Annotated in this window: 19 protein-coding genes and 2 tRNA genes; 6 read left to right on the top strand and 15 right to left on the bottom strand. The window is 67.0% G+C overall.

The features are described from left to right. Positions 1–28: 28 nt before the first annotated feature. From ACFPJ4_RS08500 to ACFPJ4_RS08490, 3 genes are read right to left on the bottom strand one after another with little or no spacing between them, the layout of a single operon-like run. Positions 29–931 carry a rhomboid family intramembrane serine protease gene (locus tag ACFPJ4_RS08500; protein ID WP_386739974.1) on the bottom strand — a complete coding sequence of 301 codons (903 nt, stop codon included), beginning with the start codon at positions 929–931 and terminating at the stop codon, positions 29–31. After that, positions 928–1842 (bottom strand): rhomboid family intramembrane serine protease, encoded by a 915-nt coding sequence (locus ACFPJ4_RS08495; protein ID WP_386739973.1) that lies wholly within the window; start codon positions 1840–1842, stop codon positions 928–930. Before ACFPJ4_RS08495 ends, ACFPJ4_RS08500 begins: the two co-directional genes overlap by 4 nt. Further along, the gene (locus tag ACFPJ4_RS08490) at positions 1843–2382 is read right to left on the bottom strand and encodes a peptidylprolyl isomerase (RefSeq protein ID WP_386739972.1); all 540 of its coding nucleotides are present in this window, start codon (positions 2380–2382) and stop codon (positions 1843–1845) included. A gap of 126 nt (positions 2383–2508) precedes the next feature. On the opposite strand from ACFPJ4_RS08490, the gene ACFPJ4_RS08485 reads away from it, so the two are divergent. Next, entirely contained in the window at positions 2509–3078 is a 570-nt protein-coding gene (locus ACFPJ4_RS08485) for a hypothetical protein (protein WP_386739971.1), read from the top strand. Positions 3079–3127: 49 nt separating this feature from the next. Next, positions 3128–3619 carry an EXPERA domain-containing protein gene (locus ACFPJ4_RS08480; protein ID WP_386739970.1) on the top strand — a complete coding sequence of 164 codons (492 nt, stop codon included), beginning with the start codon at positions 3128–3130 and terminating at the stop codon, positions 3617–3619. Between the two features lie 55 nt (positions 3620–3674). Here ACFPJ4_RS08480 and ACFPJ4_RS08475 read toward each other — a convergent pair whose 3' ends face one another. Then, positions 3675–5489: an APC family permease gene (locus ACFPJ4_RS08475; RefSeq protein ID WP_386740616.1), complete on the bottom strand. Its 1815-nt coding sequence runs from the start codon at positions 5487–5489 to the stop codon at positions 3675–3677. Between the two features lie 168 nt (positions 5490–5657). Here ACFPJ4_RS08475 and ACFPJ4_RS08470 point away from each other — a divergent pair, with 168 nt between their 5' ends. Further along, entirely contained in the window at positions 5658–5996 is a 339-nt protein-coding gene (locus ACFPJ4_RS08470; RefSeq protein ID WP_386739969.1) for a DUF6611 family protein, read from the top strand. A 14-nt stretch (positions 5997–6010) separates the two neighbouring features. Here ACFPJ4_RS08470 and ACFPJ4_RS08465 read toward each other — a convergent pair whose 3' ends face one another. From ACFPJ4_RS08465 to dnaA, 11 genes are all read right to left on the bottom strand, one after another. After that, positions 6011–7405, bottom strand: a complete 1395-nt coding sequence (locus ACFPJ4_RS08465) for a pyridoxal phosphate-dependent decarboxylase family protein (RefSeq protein WP_386739968.1) — start codon at positions 7403–7405, stop codon at positions 6011–6013. A 107-nt stretch (positions 7406–7512) separates the two neighbouring features. Beyond that, positions 7513–7585 (bottom strand) — tRNA-Ala (locus ACFPJ4_RS08460). Between the two features lie 135 nt (positions 7586–7720). Continuing rightward, positions 7721–7797 (bottom strand) — tRNA-Ile (locus ACFPJ4_RS08455). 69 nt (positions 7798–7866) lie between these two features. Beyond that, a complete protein-coding gene (locus tag ACFPJ4_RS08450) occupies positions 7867–8274 on the bottom strand; it encodes a DUF3566 domain-containing protein (RefSeq protein ID WP_386739967.1) in 408 nt (135 codons plus the stop codon). Then, positions 8271–10835 (bottom strand): DNA gyrase subunit A, encoded by a 2565-nt coding sequence (gene gyrA, locus ACFPJ4_RS08445; protein ID WP_386739966.1) that lies wholly within the window; start codon positions 10833–10835, stop codon positions 8271–8273. Before gyrA ends, ACFPJ4_RS08450 begins: the two co-directional genes overlap by 4 nt. Before the next feature lie 12 nt (positions 10836–10847). After that, positions 10848–12827: a DNA topoisomerase (ATP-hydrolyzing) subunit B gene (gene gyrB / locus ACFPJ4_RS08440; RefSeq protein ID WP_386739965.1), complete on the bottom strand. Its 1980-nt coding sequence runs from the start codon at positions 12825–12827 to the stop codon at positions 10848–10850. 167 nt (positions 12828–12994) lie between these two features. Next, a complete protein-coding gene (locus ACFPJ4_RS08435; RefSeq protein WP_386739964.1) occupies positions 12995–13495 on the bottom strand; it encodes a DciA family protein in 501 nt (166 codons plus the stop codon). Continuing rightward, entirely contained in the window at positions 13492–14703 is a 1212-nt protein-coding gene (gene recF, locus ACFPJ4_RS08430; RefSeq protein ID WP_386739963.1) for a DNA replication/repair protein RecF, read from the bottom strand. The genes ACFPJ4_RS08435 and recF overlap by 4 nt, the downstream gene beginning before the upstream one ends. 19 nt (positions 14704–14722) lie before the next feature. After that, positions 14723–15613, bottom strand: a complete 891-nt coding sequence (gene gnd, locus ACFPJ4_RS08425) for a phosphogluconate dehydrogenase (NAD(+)-dependent, decarboxylating) (protein ID WP_386739962.1) — start codon at positions 15611–15613, stop codon at positions 14723–14725. A gap of 14 nt (positions 15614–15627) precedes the next feature. Further along, the gene (gene dnaN / locus ACFPJ4_RS08420; RefSeq protein ID WP_386739961.1) at positions 15628–16773 is read right to left on the bottom strand and encodes a DNA polymerase III subunit beta; all 1146 of its coding nucleotides are present in this window, start codon (positions 16771–16773) and stop codon (positions 15628–15630) included. Between the two features lie 439 nt (positions 16774–17212). Then, complete coding sequence (dnaA, locus tag ACFPJ4_RS08415) at positions 17213–18682, bottom strand: chromosomal replication initiator protein DnaA (RefSeq protein WP_386739960.1); 1470 nt, start codon at positions 18680–18682, stop codon at positions 17213–17215. 220 nt (positions 18683–18902) lie between these two features. On the opposite strand from dnaA, the gene rpmH reads away from it, so the two are divergent. From rpmH to yidD, 3 genes are read left to right on the top strand one after another with little or no spacing between them, the layout of a single operon-like run. Beyond that, positions 18903–19040: a 50S ribosomal protein L34 gene (rpmH, locus tag ACFPJ4_RS08410; RefSeq protein WP_386739959.1), complete on the top strand. Its 138-nt coding sequence runs from the start codon at positions 18903–18905 to the stop codon at positions 19038–19040. Positions 19041–19046: 6 nt separating this feature from the next. Beyond that, positions 19047–19388 carry a ribonuclease P protein component gene (gene rnpA / locus ACFPJ4_RS08405; RefSeq protein ID WP_386739958.1) on the top strand — a complete coding sequence of 114 codons (342 nt, stop codon included), beginning with the start codon at positions 19047–19049 and terminating at the stop codon, positions 19386–19388. Further along, complete coding sequence (yidD, locus tag ACFPJ4_RS08400) at positions 19385–19696, top strand: membrane protein insertion efficiency factor YidD (RefSeq protein WP_386739957.1); 312 nt, start codon at positions 19385–19387, stop codon at positions 19694–19696. Before rnpA ends, yidD begins: the two co-directional genes overlap by 4 nt. Positions 19697–19698 lie beyond the last annotated feature (2 nt).

The following is a 19698-nucleotide window of genomic DNA, read 5'->3' as shown; positions in this document are numbered from 1 at the left end:
CCACACTGTGGATGAGCCTGTGCACTACTCAGGCGTAAGCGCCCGGCTGACTGACAACACACAGCGTGAGCACAACCGCCAGGGCGACCGCGATCCCCGCGACTGACAGGATCTGCGCCGACTTCTGCTGCGGCCGTCGCGTCGCGAGGTAGACCGCGGCGATGGCCGCGCCGACCGCGAAGCCGCCGAGATGGGCCTGCCAGGCGATCCCGCGCACGAAGAATCCGAACGCCAGGTTCACCACGACCACGACCACGATCTGGGTGGGCTGCAGTCCGATCGCGCGATGCAGCACGAGCAGGCCGCCGATCAGCGCGAAGATCGCGCCCGATGCCCCGAGGGCCGACGCGGGCGCAAGAAGGCCGCCCAACCAGCTCGCCGAGGCCCCGTTCGTGATCACCGCCAGCTGGTAGACGAGCACCACCCCGACGCTGCCCCCGAGAGCGCCGATCAGGTACATGGCCAGATAACGCGCCCGACCGAGGAACCGCTCCAGCACCGGCCCGAAGATGAACAGGGCGTAGAGGTTGAACAGGATGTGGATCGGGTTGGCGTGGATGAACGCCGAGGTGAGCAGCTGCCACGGCTCTGTCGCGATCTTCGACGGATTGAGCGCCCACGGATCCGTGAGGGCGCCCCCGCTGAGCAACTGACCCAGGTAGGCGAGCACGCACAGGCCGATCAGCAGGTAACTCACGATCGGCGCAGCGCCCTGCGGGACGAGACGGCCCAGGATGCCTCCCCGGCTGGCCGCGAGCTCGGCCCGGCCCTCCCGTACGCATTCGGGGCACTGCACCCCGACCGCCGCCTGGGTCTGGCATTGCGGGCAGATCGTGCGTCCGCAGCGCTGGCAGTGGATGTAGCTCGGACGATCGGGATGCCGGTAGCAGACGTCGTAGCTCGTCTCCGCCTCCGGGGCGGGGGTGCTCACAGCAGCACCGAGCGCAGCACGGCGAGCGCGATCAGCGCGAGCAGCCCCCCGGCGATGATCAGGTAGGCGCGTCGCTCGAGTCGCGGGGTGTCTTCGAAGCGGTGCATCAGGTATCCGGCCCCGGCCCCGGCGATCAGTCCGCCGACGATCTCGGGCAGCAGCGAGGGGCTGAGCGCGATCGCGATGATGAAGTTCACGGCGATGGTGATCAGCAGCTGGGTGCGCGCGGCGGGCGACGGCCAGACGATGATCAGGGTCGAGCCGAACAGACCGTACAGACCACCGAACAGTCCGAAGCCGGTGATACCGGCGAGCACGGCGAAGGCATTGCCTGCGATCACCGCGGCGAAGAACACGATCAAGAACTTGCGACGACCCAGTTCGCGCTCCGAGGTCGGAGCGATCAGCAGGAAGAAGAGCACGCTCAGGATCAGGTTCAACGCGCCGCCGCTGACCGCCGCGCCCGTGACGAAGCGCCAGACCTGCCACGACCACTGGGGGCTGGCGGCGAGCAGATCGACCGGCAGCGGGCTGAAGAGCCCGACGACGCCGACCACGACGACCGTCGCCGCGATCAGCCAGCTCACGAGGGGAATCGCATCGCCCGGCCGCAGCACCCGCAGCACGGCCTGCTGCCAGCGGGGGCGCCGCTCGGTGCGCCGCGCCCGCTCCCGGGTTCGGCGGGTCTTCGCCGCCGCAGCCTCGGCTCGCGACGGGCCGCCCGCGGGCGTCCACTGCACCGTGCCGCCGAGCTCGCGCACGCAGTCGGGGCAGCGCACCCCCGAGGGGGTCAGGATCTGGCACTCCGGGCAGATCGTGCGGCCGCACCGTTCACACAGCGTCCAGCTGGTGCGGTCGGGATGCCGGTAGCAGACCGAGGGATCCAACTCGGCCGGCGCGGCCGGGCTCACCTAGACCTCGGCGATGTCGATGCCCGAGATCACGACGGGCTCGAGCGGCGCGTCGCGGCCATCGGTGGGAACGGCTTCGATCTCGTCGACGACGCGCTTCGACTCGTCGTCCGCGACCTCGCCGAAGATCGTGTGCTTCCCCTGCAGCCACGGGGTGGCGACGGTCGTGATGAAGAACTGCGAACCGTTGGTGCCACGACCCATCTGCTTTCCGGCGTTCGCCATCGCGAGCACGTACGGCTCGGCGAAGGAGAGTTCGGGGTGGATCTCGTCGTCGAAGTTGTAACCCGGACCGCCGATGCCCTGACCGAGCGGGTCGCCGCCCTGCAGCATGAAGTCCTTGATGATGCGGTGGAAGATCACGCCGTCGTAGAGCGGGGTGTTCTTCTTCTCACCGGTCTTGGGGTCCGTCCACTCCTTGGCGCCGGTCGCCAGGCCGACGAAGTTGTCGACGGTGATGGGCGCGTGGTTACCGAACAGGTTGATCCGGATGTCGCCGTGGTTGGTGTGGATGGTCGCGACCGCGGTGTGGAGAGGCATTCCGTTATTCTGTCATGCGGTCTCCGACCGCGCTCCCAGCGGCCGCCCAGCCCCGATCCGTCGCCTCGGACGGGCGTGCATGGCAGGATGGGCATGTTCGCGGAAGACACCACGACGGAGGTCGACATGTCATTGTCACGCAAGCGTCAGCGGGAACTGAAGCGGCTCAAGCGCTCGGCCGAGGAATTGTGGGATGAGCAGCGCGAGGCGATCGAGCACGCGAGCGCCGTCCTGAAGGATGCGCGCCGCCAGGCTGCGAACTACGCCCGCGAGGAGGTCGCGCCCCGAGTGCGCGACACCTACGAGGAGCGCGTCCGCCCGGCGATGGCCGGCGGGATCGCCGCGAGCCGGCACGCCGCCTCGACGGCTCGCGAACGCTTCGCCGACGATGTGCTGCCCGCCCTCTCGGGAACGATCGGATCGGCACTCGCCCTTCTCGAGGTCGCGAAGGATCCGCGGGTGCGCGAGGTCGTCCGGCGGGCCGGGTCGGTCGCCTCAGGGACCGGTCGCAAGCTGCGCGTCGTCGAGCCGCCCAGGAAGTCGGCGGGACCGGGCAGGTACATCCTCATCGGGCTCGGTGCGGTCGCGGCGGCAGGCGTGCTGTACGCGGCATGGCAGACGCTCCGGGCCGACGACGACCTCTGGATCGAAGACCTGGGCGACCCCGGCTCGGTCGATGTCGGTGTCGACGAGTAGTCCGACGGCCGACGGCGCGGCCACTGCGACGGGTGCACCCCCTGCACCCGTGTCGCTGCCGTTGCGTCAGCGACCGATCGACATCTTCTTCCTCTGCATCTTTAGCGTCTTCATCGTCACCTGCATCATCAGCGACTCGGTCGAGGGCCTCGGCCTCGACCAGGTGGCGAACTCGAGCAACATCCTGGTGCAGTGGAACTACTGGTACGCCTCGAACTTCGACCCGCTGTACCAGTCGCACCCGGTGTGGCTGCGGTTCATCAGCGGCACCTCGGCGTTCATCTACGTGGGGTTCTACGTCATCCTGATCATCTCGCTGGCCAAGGGCTGGAACCGCATCCAACTGCCCTCCGTGATCTACGCGACGATGATCATCTCGCTCACCGGCATCCCGATCTTCGGGGTCGAGTTCTTCGGAAGCGCCGCCGAGCGCACGCCGAATCCGCTCGTCTTCCTCGCCTTCAACCTGCCGTACATCCTCGTGCCGGCACTGCTGCTGATCCGGATGCGGTCACCCTGGCCGTTCCTGCGCAAGTTCTAATCGCGTTCACGTCACACGGCCCCACTCGCGCCGCAGAAGCGGCGGCGCGACGGAACTAACTGACGTGCACGTCGGGGCGGCGGTGCGGGTCGGGCTCGGCCCGCCGCAGCACCTCGCGGGTGACGGGCGCGACCTCGCCGCCTCCCGTCACGAGGTAGCGGAACATGTTCGAGATCGGGCTGCCCTCGGTCCACTCGAAGTAGATGTCGGGCACCACCCCCGTGGCGTCGCGGATCTCGAGCAGGATCGCGGCGATCGTGTTCGGCACATTCCCGCTCGTCACTCGGAGCACACGGTAGCCGTAGCGCACGACGCCCTCCACCACGAGATCCTCCTCGAAGTCGGAGGAGTCGGCCGGGTGCACCTCGAGGAAGATGACGGCCGAGCGTTGCGGGATGCCGGAGTCGCGCCGCTCCTCGGCGACCTTGATGCGGTATTCGTCCTGGGAACCGTCGTCGGGCTCGTTGGCGACGACCCGCACCGCGCCGGTGTCTTCGGCATCCTCCGTGACGAAGTCGAGGGCCGCGGCATCCAGCGTGACCGAGATCGCGCGCAGTTGGAACGAGCGTTGCACGCGCGAGACGATCGACACCACCAGGATGCCGAGGATGAAGAGCCCCGCGATGCGCACGCCGTCCGGCCGTTCGATCACGTTGACGACCGTCGTGTAGGCGAACACCGCCGAGACGACGGCGAACCCGATCGCGGCGGCGCGCTGCTTCTTGTGCAGGGCCGAGAGGAACACCGCGACCGAGGCCGAGGTGATCAGCACGAGCACGCCCGTGGCGTACGCGCCACCCTGCGCGTCGACGTTGGCCTGGAACACGAGCGTCACGATCACCGCGATCGCCGTGAAGACCAGCACGAGCGGCCGCACCGCCGCGGCCCACTGCGGTGCCATGCCGTACCGCGGCAGGAACCGGGGAACCAGGTTCAGCAGCCCCGCCATGGCCGACGCACCCGCGAACCACAGGATGCAGATGGTGCTCACGTCGTAGGCGGTTCCGAACACGGGCCCCAGATACTCGTGCGCGAGGAATGCGAGCGCGCGTCCGTTGGCCTGGCCGCCGGGCTGGAACTCCTTCTGCGGAATCAGCAGCGTCGTCGTGAAGCTCGAGGTGATGAGGAACGCGCTCATGATGACGGCGGCGGCGGTCAGCAGCTTGCGTGTGCCGCGGATGCGGCCGAGCGGCTTCTGCGCGGTATCGCCCGCGTCACCCTTGACGAGCGGCATCACCGCGACGCCGGTCTCGAAGCCCGACAGACCCAGGGCGAGCTTGGGGAAGACGATCAGCGAGATGCCGACCATCACGAAGATGTTGCCGTGCTGCGCGGTGAGCGCCGCCCACCAGTCGGTGATGACGACCGCGTTGCCGGCGACGTGGGCCAACGACACGGCGACCACGATCGCGTTGAGTGCCAGATAGACCACGACGAGCACCACGGCGATATTGATCGCCTCCCGGAAGCCGCGTAGGAAGACGATCGCGAGCAGACCGACGAGCACCAGGGTGACGGGGATCTGGGTGCCGTGCAACCAGCTCGGCACGAGCGGATTCTGGATCGCGTGTGCCGCGGCATCCGCCGCCGACAGCGTGATGGTGATCATGAAGTCGGTCGCGGCGAAGCCCAGCAGCACGAGCACGAAGAGCTTGCCGCCCCACCAGGGCAGCAGCCTCTCGAGCATCGCGATCGATCCCTCGCCCTTGAAGCTCTCTCTCGCGACCCGGCGGTATACGGGAAGCGCTCCGAACACGGTCAGCAGCACGAGCACGATCGTCGCGAGTGGCGAGAGCAGGCCGGCCGCGAGGGCGGCGATCGCGGGCTGGTAGCCGAGCGAAGAGAAGTAGTCCACTCCGGTGAGGGTCATGACCCGCCACCAGGGGCTCTTCTTCACGGGGGCCTCGGCATACGAGCCCGGGTGCGCACCGGATTCGTTGCGGAGGCCGACGAGTAGCCAGGACTTGAGGGTCACGGGTCAACTCTGTCATCGAACGTCGTAAGGGTTCGACCCCAGGGCGTCAGGATCCCGTGAGGAGTGACCCGAAGCAGGGGCGATCCGACCACGCTGGTGCGCATGATCGAGGTGACCAGGGTGATCCCTCGGCACGGTGCCGAGCTGGTTCGGGTGTGCATCGCCCCAAGCGGGATGTCGCGGTCCGAGCGCCGCGCGCTGGCCTGGACGCGCAACTGGCCGACCGCGGGTGCCGTTCTGGCCCTGTGCGTCGTGGTCGTCCTCGGGGGCCGCATCCCTCCTGACGAACTTATCCCGCCGCTCGTGCTCTGCTATCTGGCCGGGATCGTCGTTACGCGAGCCGTGAGCCGTCGGGTGCGGCGCGCGATGGTGCGAGTGGAGCTCGTGGACGTCGCCGGCTGAGCGTCGAAAGCCGCTCAGCCGCCCGCTGCGTCGACAGCCGCGAGAGCGTCCGCGACGGCCGTCACCGCGTTCGCGACATGCGTCGCATCGGTGGACCAGTTGCTGACCGAGATGCGCAGGATGTCGCGCTCCCGCCATCGCGATCCCGACATCCACACCGCGCCGTCGGCCATGAGCTGCGCGGTGACCGCCCGCGTCCGCTCGTCGGACCCGAAGCTCACCGACACCTGCGTGAAGACCACCTCGTTCAGGATCTCGGCACCCGGCAGGCGCGAGATGCCGCCGGCGAGAGCCCGCGCATTGGCCGCCAGCCCTTCGACGAGCGCGATCACCCCGGAGCGTCCGAGTTGCCGCACCGCCGCCCAGACCGGAACGCCGCGGGCTCGGCGCGAGAACTCAGGGACCCGCTCGAAGGGATCGCTCGGCGCCGCATCCTCCTGGATGAGATAGGCGGGTCGAGCGCCGAAGGTCTCCTGCAGCAACTGCGGCCGCGACACGATGGCGACTCCGCAGTCGTAGGGGACGTTGAGCGTCTTGTGCGCGTCGGTCGCCCACGAGTCCGCCTCACCCAGGCCGTCGAGCAGCTCGTCCCAGCTCTCGCTGACCGCAGCCCACAGGCCGAACGCGCCGTCGACATGTACCCAGGCCCCGCTCGCGTGAGCGAGTTCGATGCATTCGCGCATCGGGTCGAAGGCGCCCGAGTGCAGGTTGCCGGCTTGGAGCGCGACGATCACCGGCCCGTCGATCCCGGCGAGGGCCTCGGCGAGCGCGGACGGGACGATGCGCCCCTGCTCGTCGGCCGCCACGTTCTGGCCGCGTCCCAGTCCCAGATAGCGCAGGGCGAGATCGACCGAGGTGTGGCGCTCCTCGCCGACCAGCACCGTGATCCGCGGGGCGCCGCTCAGCCCATGGGCATCGAGGTCCCATCCGGCCTGCTGCAGCACGAACTGCCGGCCCGCCGCCAGCCCGACGAAGTTGGCGGTCGTGCCCCCGGTCGCGAAGCCGACGGCGGATGTCGCGGGCAACCGCAGCAGCTCGAGCAGCCATCGTCCGGCGACCTCCTCGGCCGCCGCGGTGGCCGGAGTCGCCAGTCGCATCGCGGCATTCTGATCCCAGGCGCTGACCAGCCAGTCCGCTCCGAGGGCGGCCGGCAGCGTGCCGCCGATCACCCAGCCGAAGAAGCGCCCGGACGGCATGGCCATCAGCCCGGGCTCGGCGAGCCGGGCGAGTTCGTCGACGACCTCGCCGGGATCGGTCGGCCCGGTCGGCAACGGCATCGAGAACGACGCCATCAGCTCGTCGATCGAGGCGGTCGGACCCACGTGGCGGGTATCGACCGAGCTCAGCCACTCCAACGCGTGGGCCTGCGCCCGGCGGAGCGGATCACGGTAGTCGTCGGCGGCGGTCATGCCGTCAGACTAGGACGCTGAGTGAGTGGAGCCTAGGGGAATCGAACCCCGAGACCCGCAGGGGGCTCGCGCCCGATGTTCGTGCGCTGTGGCACTCCGGTAGTGAGTGGAGCCTAGGGGAATCGAACCCCTGACCTCCTGCTTGCAAAGCAGGCGCTCTACCAATTGAGCTAAGGCCCCGCGCGGTGGAGCTTGGAGCGAAGGCCATGTCTGGCCTTCGCCGCGACCCCAGCGCCGACCGCCGTCTCGGCGGGCGGGTCACTTGAGCTGCGGCATCCATGTCTACCAAGAGAAGAAGCCCCATGCGGGACTTCTTGGTGGGGCTACCAGGACTTGAACCTGGGACCTCTTCGTTATCAGCGAAGCGCTCTAACCGCCTGAGCTATAGCCCCGAAAGCACGCCTGTTCGTCAGACGGCCTTGCTTACAGTACCCCACGACCACGAGGCCGCGAAAATCGGGTCAGCTGTTCTGGAATCCGACGAGCAGGCCGCCCGTGAAACGCACGCTCAGGTTGTAGAGCACGACGGCGATCGCGGCGAGCACCGTGCCGGCGACGACATTGAGGATCGCGACCACAAGAGCGAAGAGTCCGACCTGGGGGAGCCCGAACGAACTCGCGATCGAGAAGTTCGGGTCGCTCAGGATGTCCTGGAACGCCGTGTCGAGCTTCCCGAACACCCCGGTCGAGAACAGGATGACCCAGATCAGCACGGTCGCGACCACGAGCACGATTCCGAGGCACAACCAGATCAGGAACGACAGCTTCACGACCGACCAGAAGTCGATGTAGACGAGCTTCAGTCGGACCTGCTTGGCAGAGCTGCTGCGCTGATCCTTGCGCTGCAGCTTTTCGGCGACGCTGCTCATTTCTCGGTGTCGTCCTCTCCGTCGGACGCCTCGGTCACATCTGATCCGGAAGCGTCGGCCGCGGCGTCTTCGAGTTCGGCGGCATCAATGTTGCGTTCACTGTTCTTGGCCAGGGCGATGATCTTGTCGTCATCGTCGAATCGGGCGAAAACCACACCCATCGTGTCCCGCCCCTTGGCGGGCACCTCGGCCACGGCAGACCTTACCACCTTGCCGCTGGCAAGAACCACGAGCACCTCGTCGTCGTCCTCGACGATCAGGGCGCCCGCGAGGTCGCCTCGTTCGTCGTTCAGCTTGGCCACCTTGATGCCAAGACCACCGCGTCCCTGGGGACGGTATTGGTCGACCGAGGTCCGCTTGGCGTACCCGCCCTCGGTGACCACGAACACCGATCCGGCATCGGCCACGACCGAGGCCGAGAGCAGCTGGTCGCCGTCGCGGAAGTGCATTCCGATGACTCCGGACGTCGAACGGCCCATGGGCCGCATGGTCTCGTCGTTGGCTTCGAAGCGGATGGACATCCCGCGACGCGAGACCAGCAGCACGTCGCTGTCGTTCTCGACGAGCATCGCCGAGACGAGCTCGTCGCCCTCACGCAGGTTGATCGCGATGATGCCGCCCGTGCGGTTGGTGTCGTATTCGCTGAGCGCCGTCTTCTTGACGAGGCCGCCGCGGGTCGCGAGCACCAGGTAGGTCGCCGCCGCATAGTCGCGGATGTCGAGCACCTGGGCGATCTCCTCGCCCGGTTGCAGGGCGAGGAGGTTGGCGACGTGCTGCCCCTTCGCGTCGCGGCCCGCCTCCTGCACCTCGTAGGCCTTGGCACGATAGACGCGGCCGGAATTCGTGAAGAACAGCAACCAGTGGTGCGTCGTCGTCACGAAGAAGTGCTCGACCACGTCATCCGCCCGCAATTGCGCGCCCTTGACGCCGCGGCCCCCGCGATGCTGGCTGCGGTAGTTGTCACTGCGAGTGCGCTTGATGTAGCCGCCGCGGGTGATGGTGATGACCATCTCCTCCTCGGGGATCAGGTCCTCGACGCTCATGTCGCCACCGAAGCCGTACATGATCTCGGTGCGACGCTCGTCGCCGAACTTGGCGACGATGTCGCTCAGCTCGCCGACGATGATCTCGCGCTGCAGCGCCGGGCTGGCGAGGATCTCGCGGTACCCGGCGATCTCGAGCTCGAGCTCGGCCAGGCGGTCCTGGATCTTCTGCCGCTCGAGCGCCGCCAGACGCCGCAGCTGCAGGGCCAGAATCGCGTCGGCCTGCAGCTCGTCGATCGCGAGGAGCTTGATCAGTCCCTGACGTGCCTGATCGACGTCCGGCGAGCGGCGGATGAGGGCGATGACCTCGTCGAGCGCGTCGAGCGCCTTCACGTAGCCACGCTGGATGTGCGCGTCGGCTTCCGCCTTGGCGAGACGGAAGGTGGTGCGCCGCACGATGACCTCGATCTGGTGATCGATCCAGTGCGTGATGAAGCCGTCGATCGCGAGGGTGCGCGGCACCCCGTCGACGATGGCCAGCATGTTGGCGCCGAAGTTCTCCTGAAGCTGGGTGTGCTTGTAGAGGTTGTTGAGCACGACCTTCGCCACGGCGTCGCGCTTGAGCACGATGACCAGGCGCTGCCCGGTTCGGCCCGAGCTCTCGTCGCGGATGTCGGCGATGCCGGCGATCTTGCCCTCTTTGACGAGCTCGGCGATCTTGATCGCCAGGTTGTCGGGGTTGACCTGATACGGCAGTTCGGTGACGACCAGGTTGGTGCGACCCTGCGACTCCTCGACGGTGACGACCGCCCGCATGGTGATCGATCCGCGGCCGGTGCGATAGGCATCCTGGATGCCCTTGATCCCGAGGATCTGTGCGCCCGTCGGGAAGTCGGGGCCCTTCACCCGTTCGATCAGGGCCTCGAGCAACTCGTCGCGGGGGGCATCCGGATGTTCGAGCGCCCAGAGGGCGGCGGCGGCGACCTCGCGCAGGTTGTGCGGCGGGATGTTGGTGGCCATGCCGACCGCGATTCCGACCGAGCCGTTGACCAGCAGGTTGGGGAACCGGGCCGGGAGCACGGTCGGCTCCTGCGTGCGGCCGTCGTAGTTGTCCTGCATGTCGACGGTGTCTTCGTCGATGTCGCGGACCATCTCCATGGCTAGCGGCGCCATCTTGGTCTCGGTGTACCGGTGCGCGGCGGCGCCGTCGTTGCCGGGGGATCCGAAGTTGCCCTGGCCCAGGGCAAGCGGATACCGCAGCGACCACGGCTGCACGAGCCGCACGAGCGCGTCGTAGACCGAGCTGTCGCCGTGCGGGTGGAACTGCCCCATCACGTCGCCGATGATGCGCGTGCACTTCGAGAAGGCGCGGTCGGGGCGGTACCCGCCGTCGTACATCGCGTAGATCACGCGGCGGTGCACGGGTTTCAGTCCGTCGCGCACGTCGGGCAGCGCGCGCCCGACGATGACGCTCATCGCGTAGTCGAGGTAGCTGCGCTGCATCTCGAGTTGCAGGTCGACCTGCTCGATCTTGTCGTGCCGATCGGGGTCGAGTTCGGTTCCGGTCACATCAGCCATGGGTTCGTGTCCTTAGATGTCGAGGAAGCGAACGTCTTTGGCGTTCTGCTGGATGAACTGGCGGCGCGACTCGACATCGTCGCCCATCAGGGTGGAGAAGACGCCGTCGGCGATCGCCGCGTCGTCGAGGGTGACCTGACGCAGGGTGCGGGTCGCGGGGTTCATGGTGGTGTCCCACAGTTCCTGGTGGTTCATCTCACCCAGACCCTTGTAGCGCTGCACGCCGTTCTCCTTCGCCACGCGCTTGCCGGCCTTGAGGCCCGCGTCGAGCAGGGCATCGCGCTCCCGATCGGAGTACACGTACTCGTGATCGGCGTTGGTCCACTTCAAGCGGAACAGGGGCGGCTGCGCGAGGTAGACGTAACCCATCTCGATCAGGGGCCGCATGTAGCGGAACAGCAGGGTGAGCAGCAGGGTCGTGATGTGCTGGCCGTCGACGTCGGCATCCGCCATCAGCACGATCTTGTGATAGCGGGCCTTGTCCCCGTCGAAGTCCTCGCCGACGCCGGTGCCGAAGGCCGTGATCATCGCCTGGATCTCGGCGTTGCCGAGGGCACGATCGAGCCGTGCCTTCTCGACGTTGAGGATCTTGCCTCGCAGGGGCAGGATCGCCTGGGTCTCGGGGTCACGGCCGGTCTTGGCCGATCCGCCGGCCGAGTCACCCTCGACCAGGAAGATCTCACTGCGCTGCGGGTCCTTGCTCGAGCAGTCGCTGAGCTTGCCGGGCATTCCGCCGCCCTCGAGCAACCCCTTGCGCCGGGTCTGCTCGCGGGCCTTGCGCGCGGCCATGCGGGCCGCCGCGGCCTGAGCCGACTTGCGGATGACGTCGCGCGCCTGCGTCGGATTGCGATCGAACCAGTCGTTCAGCTGATCGCCCGTGACCTTCTGCACGAACGACTTCGCCTCGGTGTTGCCGAGCTTCGTCTTGGTCTGACCCTCGAATTGCGGCTCGCCGAGCTTGATCGAGATGACGGCGGTGAGACCCTCGCGGATGTCGTCGCCCGTGAGGTTCTCGTCCTTCTCCTTGAGCAGCCCCTTCTCGCGCGCGTAGCGGTTGACCAGCGTCGTGAGCGCGGCGCGGAATCCCTCTTCGTGGGTTCCGCCCTCGTGGGTGTTGATGGTGTTCGCGTAGGTGTGGACGCTCTCGGAGTACGAGGTGGTCCACTGCATCGCGACCTCGAGGGCGATGCGGCGTTCCGGGTCCTCGGACTCGAACGAGATGATCTCGGGGTGGATGACCTCGGTCTTCTTCGCCGAGTTCAGGTACTCGACGTAGTCGACGAGGCCTCGCTCGTAGAGGAAGACATCGGCGCGCGCGGTTCCGTCATCCTGTCGCCCCTCCTCGCGCTCGTCGGTGAGCGCGATCCGCAGGCCCTTGTTGAGGAAGGCCATCTGCTGGAAGCGCGTGCGCAGCGTCTCGTAGTCCCATTCGACGGTCTCGAAGATCTGGTCGTTGGGCCAGAAGGTGATCGTCGTGCCGGTCTGATTGGTCGCGGCGCCCTTCGCGAGCGGGGCGACCGGAACGCCGTCGTGGTACTGCTGCGTCCAGATGTTGCCCTGCCGACGCACCTCGATGTCGAGCGTCTTCGACAGCGCGTTGACGACCGAGCTGCCGACGCCGTGCAGACCTCCCGACACCGCGTATCCGCTGCCACCGAACTTGCCGCCCGCGTGCAGGATCGTCAGAACTACCTCGACGGTCGACTTCTTCTCGACCGGGTGCATGTCGACCGGGATGCCGCGGCCGTTGTCGACGCAGCGCACGCCGCCGTCGGCCAGCAGTGTGACCTCGATGTGATCGCAGTAGCCGGCGAGCGCCTCGTCGACGGAGTTGTCGACGATCTCTTGCACCAGGTGGTGCAGACCCCGCGGACCGGTCGAACCGATGTACATGCCGGGGCGCTTGCGGACCGCTTCGAGACCCTCGAGCACCTGGATGTCACTGGCACCGTACGAGTCGTTGGGATCTGCTGACGGAGAGGGGGATGTCATGAAGGGGTGGCTCCTACCGCGTCGGATCCGGCGGCGCGCACGCCGGGTGTCGAGATCGCTCCAGGCACCGTTCCGGACATCACGATTCTATCTCAGCAGCCTAGGCGAAACCGGCGAATTCGCCCGTCTGGGGAGATTTCGTAGCTGGCTTGACCTGATTTGCCTTGTCAGCCGTAGGTATCGCGGGGACCGCGCCCTGGGATTGCTCTGGGGCCGCGTTTCCATGAGGGGGTGTCCGGTCCGATGAAGCGCACCGCCTCGACCCCCGCGGCACCGTGTTTCTCGGCGATCCTCGCCGTCACCGCCGAAGTCATCGTGCGCAGCTGCTGCGCCCACGCCGTCGAGTCGCACCGCACCGTCAGGATGCCCTGTTCGATGCCCACCGGATCGGCGTGCGCCGCGGTCTCTGCACCGACGATCTGTGGCCAGTCGGCGAGCAGGTCGGCCCGCGCCATCGGCGAGTCCCAGCCGAGGGTCGCGGTCATGCTGCCGAGCACGTCGCCGAGCCCCTTCGGCTCACGCCCGACCCCGTAGGGAACACTCGTCTCGTCCTGCGCGGCCCGGCGTCGCCGGCGCGCGTCGCCCGAGCGCAGAGCCGGGTCGCCGAAATTCTTGCGGATCCGGCGGTAGACCGACAGGTGCTCGGGAAGCTCCGACGACGAACTCACGGCACCTCCCCTGGCTCGATGGCGGACGTGCCCCCGCTTATCGGATGATCATCCTCGACGATCATGCCCGCTCGGATGCGCACCGTGTGCGCGGCAAGCGGCGCCGGAACGTCACCGAACACGGCCGCGGTGATCAGGACCTGCTCGTAGTCGCCGATGGCGGCGGCGAGTTGTTGGCGGCGGGCCTCGTCCAGCTCGGCGAAGACATCGTCGAGGATCACGATGGGGTCGCCGAGCGCCGAATCGGCACGCAACACGGCCGCCGAGGCGAGCTTGAGGGCGAGGGCGAACGACCAGGACTCGCCGTGGCTCGCGTACCCGCGCGCCGGCAGGCCGTTGAGCACGAGCAGCAGGTCGTCGCGGTGCGGGCCGACCAGCGTGAGGCCACGGTCCAGTTCGGCCCGCCGGACGCGGGCCAGACCGGTGCGGAAGCCCTCGACGATCTCGCCCGTCGAGAGCATGGCGACGCCCGCGTCGTCATCCCCCATCGCGTCGTCATCCGGCTGAGCACCGAGAATGCTGAGCTGAAGAGCGAGTTCGGCCCGGTGCGACGCGCCCGCGATCCGTTGATATGCCTCGGTGACGTGCGGCCGTAACCGCTCGACGAGCTGTTGCCGGCCCTCGATGATCTCGCTGCCGAGGTCGACGAGCCGCTCATCCCAGAGGTCGAGCGTCGACAGCCGTCCGTCGGTGATCCGCGCCCCGCGGGCTGTTTTCAGCAGCGTGTTGCGTTGACGCAGCACACGCTCGTAGTCGGCGATGACGCCGGCGAAACGCGGGCTGAGCTGCACGAGCAGCAGATCGAGAAAGCGGCGGCGCGTCGACGGTTCGCCGCGCACGAGCGCGAGGTCTTCCGGCGCGAACAGCACGCTCGTGACGTACCGCGGAAGCTCGCGCGGCTTGACCGCGACCCGGTTGACCTGCGCGCGATTCGCCGAGGAGCGATTCAGCTGCACCTCGACGAGCAGCTGTCGGTCGCCGTGTTCCAGACGAGCGCGCACGATCGCCCGCTCGGCACCGTGGCGGATCAGCGCCTGATCACTTGAGACCCGGTGCGATCCCAGGGTGCTCAGATAGCCGATGGATTCGACCAGGTTGGTCTTGCCCTGCCCGTTGCTGCCGACGAACAGGTTCGGGCCCGCGCTGAGTTCGACCTCCGCTGACTCGTAGTTGCGGAAGTCGGTGAGGCTCAGGTGGGAGACGATCACCCGACGGCGTCTCGCGAGCTCAGGACTTGCGCACGGCGTGACCGCCGAACTGCTTGCGCAGGGCGGCGACCGCCTTCATCGCCGGCGAATCCTCCTGGCGCGACACGAACCGCGCGAAGATCGAGGCGCTGATCGTGGGAACGGGGACGGCGTGATTGAGCGCCTCGACGACCGTCCATCGACCCTCGCCGGAATCGTCGACATAGCCCTCGATGTCCTTGAACTCCGGGTCTTCCTCGAGGGCCTTCACCAGGAGTTCCAGCAGCCAGCTGCGCACGACGGTTCCCCGCTGCCAGGCCTTGAACACGCCGGTGACGTCGTGGATGATCTCCTTGCTCGAATCGAGGAGCTCGTATCCCTCAGCCCAGGCCTGCATCTGGGCGTACTCGATGCCGTTGTGCACCATCTTCGCGTAGTGCCCGGCACCGACTGATCCCGCGTGGACGAATCCCTCGGCCCGCGGACCCGCGGGGCGCAGCGCGTCGAAGACCGGCATGGCCCTCTCGATGTCGGCGGCATCGCCGCCGGCCATCAGGCCGTACCCGTTGGTCAACCCCCAGATACCGCCGGACACACCGCAGTCGGCGAAACGGATGCCGTTCTCGCCCAGTTGCCGGGAATGCACGGCGTCGTCGGTGTAGCGGGAGTTGCCGCCGTCGATGACGAGGTCTCCCTCATCGAGCACGCCGGCGAGATCGGTGATGACTCCATCCGTGACGGCACCCGACGGGACCATCACCCAGACGATCCGCGGCGCGGGCAAAGCTGCGACCAGGGCAGGCAGGTCCGGCACGTCGGTCACCGCGGGGTTCGGGTCGTACCCGGTGACCTCGACGCCCGCGGCGCGGAGCCGCTGACGCATGTTGTTGCCCATCTTGCCGAGGCCGACGAGTCCGATGTGCGTCGTCATATCGCGTGTTCCGTTCAGCGCAGCAGGAGGTTCGGCTGCAGCAGGTACTTGTAGTTGTCGGCGCCGGGCTGCTCTTTCGATGACTGGCTGGTGATCAGCACAGGACCGGGTTTGTTGGGATTCTCGGTCTTGGTGAACGAGATCCGCACGAACTCGGAGTGCACGGCGCCCAACCCGTCGAGCAGGAAGGACGGTTTGAGCGACACCACGGTGTCGTCACCGTGCAGGTGCGCGTCGATCGTCTCCGACGCCTGCGCCTGTTCCGACCCGGCCGCCTCGAGCGTCAGCCCGTCGATCGAGAAGCTGAATCGCAACGCCGCCTCGCGCTCGAGGACGAGCGACACCCGGCGAGTGGCCTCGATCAGTTCCGCCGTATTGACCACGGCGTAGTTGTCGACGGTCTCGGGGAAGAGCCGCTTGACGGGCGGGAAGTTGCCCTTGATCAGCAACGACGTGACCGTCTTCTTGTCCGCGCTGAAGGCGATCAACTCACGGTCGTCGCCGCGCACGATCGAGACGGCGATCGTGCCGCTGTGCGCGAAGGTCTTTCCGATCTCCGACAGAGTGCGGGCCGGGATCAGTGCCGTGGTTCCGGCCGCCGACGACGATCCCGAATCCCAATCGATGTCGCGGACCGCGACGCGGTAGCGGTCGGTCGCGACGAGCGACAGGCTGTTGTCGCCGACTTCGAGCTGCACGCCCGTGATGACAGGAGTGACGTCGTCTCGGGATGCCGCGACCGCAACCTGAGCGACGGCGGCCGCGAAGTCGTCGGCCGGCAGCACTCCCGTGCGTTCGGCGACCTCGGGCAGGGTCGGGTATTCCTCGACGGGCATGCTCAGCAGGGTGAACTTGGCCGAACCGCAACTGACCGCGATCTTGCCGTCCTCGGTCGAGAACTGCACCGGCGCGTTCGGAAGCCGGCTCGCGATGTCGGCGAGAAGACGCCCGGACACCAGAGCGGTTCCGGGTTCGTCGACCTCGGCCACGATCTCGGTGCGCGAAGAGACCTCGTAGTCGAACGACGAGAGCACCAGGGCACCGTCGGAGGCATCGAGGAGCACGCCGCTCAGGATGGGTTGGGTCGTGCGTTGGGGCAACAACTTGACGGCGAATGACACGGCCTCGCTGAAGACGTCCCGATTGACTTGGAACTTCACGCGAACTCCTTGTCGTTCGAATCTTGCCAGGGGCGTCAATACTGTCACCCCGATCCTGGCACAGGAAGAGCAGCGCTCAGTTCGGGGATCGCGGGGCCCGGCGAGCCCCTGGGGGTTGTGATCGAGTTGAGAAGGAGAAGAGAGAGTTAATCTTCTTAACCGCTGTGGGATCTGTGGACAAGTCGCGCGGGGCCAGCAGTCATCGGATAACTACACGCGTGCAAGTTGTGGGTGGTCGGTGGAATCACACGGAGCGCCGAGATCCGATGTCGGCCGGTGCCCCGTGTGGTTCCACAGTCGAGCGGTGATTCTCAACACGGTTGTTCGGCGCGCCACGATAGTTATCCACAGGTTGTGCACAGCATGTGCAATCGCGAATTCATACCCGGGTTGTCTAGTCCCCCAAAGGAGGGGTGACGATGACCCGCGCGGAGCGAGCTCAGAGCTTGTTGAAGCGCTGGGTCTGCTTGATGCGGCTCGTGAGCTCGGTGACCTGGTTGTAGATCGACCGGCGTTCTTTCATGAGTTCGCTGATCTTCTTATTGGCGTACATCACCGTGGTGTGATCGCGGTTGCCGAAGAGCTGCCCGATCTTGGGAAGCGACAGGCTGGTCATCTCACGGCAGAGGTACATCGCGATCTGCCGGGCTGTGGCCACCGCCTGCGACCTGCTGGAGCCGTAGAGGTCGTCGACGGTGAGCTTGAAGTAGTCGGCGGTGTGATTGATGATGTCGACCGGCGCGATCACATTGTCTTCGTCGAGAGTGATCAGGTCCTTGAGCACGGTCTGCACGAGTTGCAGGTCGACGGTCGTGCGATTGAGATTGGCGAAGGCCGTGACGCGGATCAGGGTTCCCTCGAGTTCCCGGATGTTCGACGAGACCTTCGTCGCCATGTACTCGAGGATCTCGTCGGGAACCTGGAGCTTCTCGCTCTGCGCCTTCTTGCGGAGGATCGCGATGCGGGTCTCGAGGTCGGGAGCCTGCACATCGGTGATCAGCCCCCACTCGAAGCGCGACCGCATCCGGTCTTCGAAGCCGGTGAGGTGTTTCGGTGCGACATCGCTCGTGATGACGACCTGCTTGTTGTGATCATGCAGCGTGTTGAAGGTGTGGAAGAAGGCCTCTTGGGTCTCGACCGCTCGCTGCAGGAACTGGATGTCGTCGATGAGCAGGATGTCGATCTCGCGGTAGCGCGCCTGGAACGCAGCGGCCCGGTTGTTCGCGATCGAGTTGATGAAGTCGTTGGTGAACTCCTCGGAGCTCACGTAGCGCACGCGGATGCCCGGATACAGCCGCTCGGCGTAGTGGCCGATCGCGTGCAGCAAGTGGGTCTTGCCGAGTCCGGAGTCTCCATAGATGAACAGTGGGTTGTACGCCTTGGCGGGGGCCTCGGCGACCGCGACGGCCGCGGCGTGCGCGAACCGGTTGGAGCCGCCGATCACGAAGTTGTCGAAGTTGTACTTGGGGTTGAGGCGGGTGTCGGAACGGCGGGCCTGATCGCCGATCGGGTTGCCGGCGGTCGGCGACGGTGGGACGGATGCGCTGGGAGTCTGTTCACGAGGCGATTCGGCGGCGACGGAACTCTCATTCGCGGAGCCGCCGGAACCGCCGGAGGCACCGAACCCGGGATGCTGGATCTCGGGGTTCACGACGATCGCGAAGTTCGAGATGCCGTGCTCTTCGTCGATCGTGCTGAGGGCGTTGAGCAGCGGAACCCGGATGCGCTGGTCCAGCATGCCGCGCGTGAGCTCGTTGGGTACCTCGAGATAGAGCGTGCCGGCCAGCACGCCTTTGGGCTCGACGAGATTGATGAACCCCTGCAACTGCGGGGTGATGCGGTCATCGCTGCCGAGCAGAGTCAACACGGAGCCCCAGAGTTCGCGGGTGGGATCCGGTATGTCGGTCATCGTGTCTCTCGGCTCGGGGGTTGGCTGCGGTCGCGGATTCACCTTAGTTCGCAGGGTGCGTCGTGACCAACGCATCCCGGGTTTGGTGTGGATAATGGACGGTTGGCCTCTGTGGTTTGACCGGGGCCCATTCAGGCCCTATTTTTAATCAGTTGACGACTGCCCGTGGGCGGTCCCCGTTCTTCCCGGTCACATCGAGCCGGGTTTTGGAGATACCACCATGACCAAGCGAACCTTCCAGCCGAACAATCGGCGCCGCGCCAAGGTGCACGGCTTCCGTCTGCGCATGCGCACCCGCGCCGGGCGCGCGATCCTCGGCGCCCGTCGCCGCAAGGGGCGCACCGAGCTCTCCGCGTAGTACCCGGTGCTCGCCAGGGCGAACCGGGTGGTCCATGCCGAGGACTTCCGTGCGGTGGTCCGGCGCGGCCGTCGCTCGGTGACGCCCGCTGCGGTCTACTACCGGCTGGATCGGGCACCCCAGGATCCGCTTCGCTTCGGCGTGATCGTCTCACGATCGGTGGGCAATGCGGTCGACCGCAATTTGGTGCGTCGCCGCTACCGTGCTCTCGGCCGGCAGTTTGTGGATGCCGGGGTACGGGGAAGCGACGTGGTCGTGCGGGTGCTCCCCGGATCCGCTCAGCGGAGCTGGGCTACCCTCGCCGACGACATGCACAACGCCCTCGATGCGAGTCTGATGCCGCGATGATGCGCCTTCTCGCGTTCCTGTTCCTGCTTCCGCGCAACCTGTGCGTGCTGATTCTTCGCGTGTACCGCGCGGTCATCTCTCCGCTCTACGGCGACGTCTGCCGCTACTACCCCAGCTGCTCTGGCTACGCGCTCGGCGCCATCCAGCAGCACGGCGTGTTCAAGGGAATCGCCCTCGGCAGTTGGCGGATCGCCCGCTGCCACCCGTGGGCGAAGGGCGGCGTGGATGACGTGCCTGAGCGCCGGATCCCCCGCTACCAGCTCACTCGCTTCGGCTTCGTCACGATGGCAAGCCACGGAAAGGCCTGACA

Origin of the sequence: Lysinimonas soli (assembly GCF_042655435.1) — a bacterium.
In the GTDB taxonomy this organism is placed as follows: domain Bacteria; phylum Actinomycetota; class Actinomycetes; order Actinomycetales; family Microbacteriaceae; genus Lysinimonas; species Lysinimonas soli.
The sequence above is the reverse complement of the archived record's forward strand: the minus strand, read 5'-3'. Positions and strand labels throughout refer to the sequence as shown.

What these genes read in the sequence shown, in the direction of transcription:
- gyrA (WP_386739966.1), bottom strand. Translation starts at nt 10,835, where the DNA reads ATGGCTGATGTGACCGGAACCGAACTCGACCCCGATCGGCACGACAAG.
- gyrB (WP_386739965.1), bottom strand. Translation starts at nt 12,827, where the DNA reads ATGACATCCCCCTCTCCGTCAGCAGATCCCAACGACTCGTACGGTGCC.
- ACFPJ4_RS08475 (WP_386740616.1), bottom strand. Translation starts at nt 5,489, where the DNA reads ATGACCCTCACCGGAGTGGACTACTTCTCTTCGCTCGGCTACCAGCCC.
- ACFPJ4_RS08465 (WP_386739968.1), bottom strand. Translation starts at nt 7,405, where the DNA reads ATGACCGCCGCCGACGACTACCGTGATCCGCTCCGCCGGGCGCAGGCC.
- yidD (WP_386739957.1), top strand. Translation starts at nt 19,385, where the DNA reads ATGATGCGCCTTCTCGCGTTCCTGTTCCTGCTTCCGCGCAACCTGTGC.
- gnd (WP_386739962.1), bottom strand. Translation starts at nt 15,613, where the DNA reads ATGACGACGCACATCGGACTCGTCGGCCTCGGCAAGATGGGCAACAAC.
- ACFPJ4_RS08490 (WP_386739972.1), bottom strand. Translation starts at nt 2,382, where the DNA reads ATGCCTCTCCACACCGCGGTCGCGACCATCCACACCAACCACGGCGAC.
- rpmH (WP_386739959.1), top strand. Translation starts at nt 18,903, where the DNA reads ATGACCAAGCGAACCTTCCAGCCGAACAATCGGCGCCGCGCCAAGGTG.
- dnaA (WP_386739960.1), bottom strand. Translation starts at nt 18,682, where the DNA reads ATGACCGACATACCGGATCCCACCCGCGAACTCTGGGGCTCCGTGTTG.
- ACFPJ4_RS08485 (WP_386739971.1), top strand. Translation starts at nt 2,509, where the DNA reads ATGTCATTGTCACGCAAGCGTCAGCGGGAACTGAAGCGGCTCAAGCGC.
- ACFPJ4_RS08450 (WP_386739967.1), bottom strand. Translation starts at nt 8,274, where the DNA reads ATGAGCAGCGTCGCCGAAAAGCTGCAGCGCAAGGATCAGCGCAGCAGC.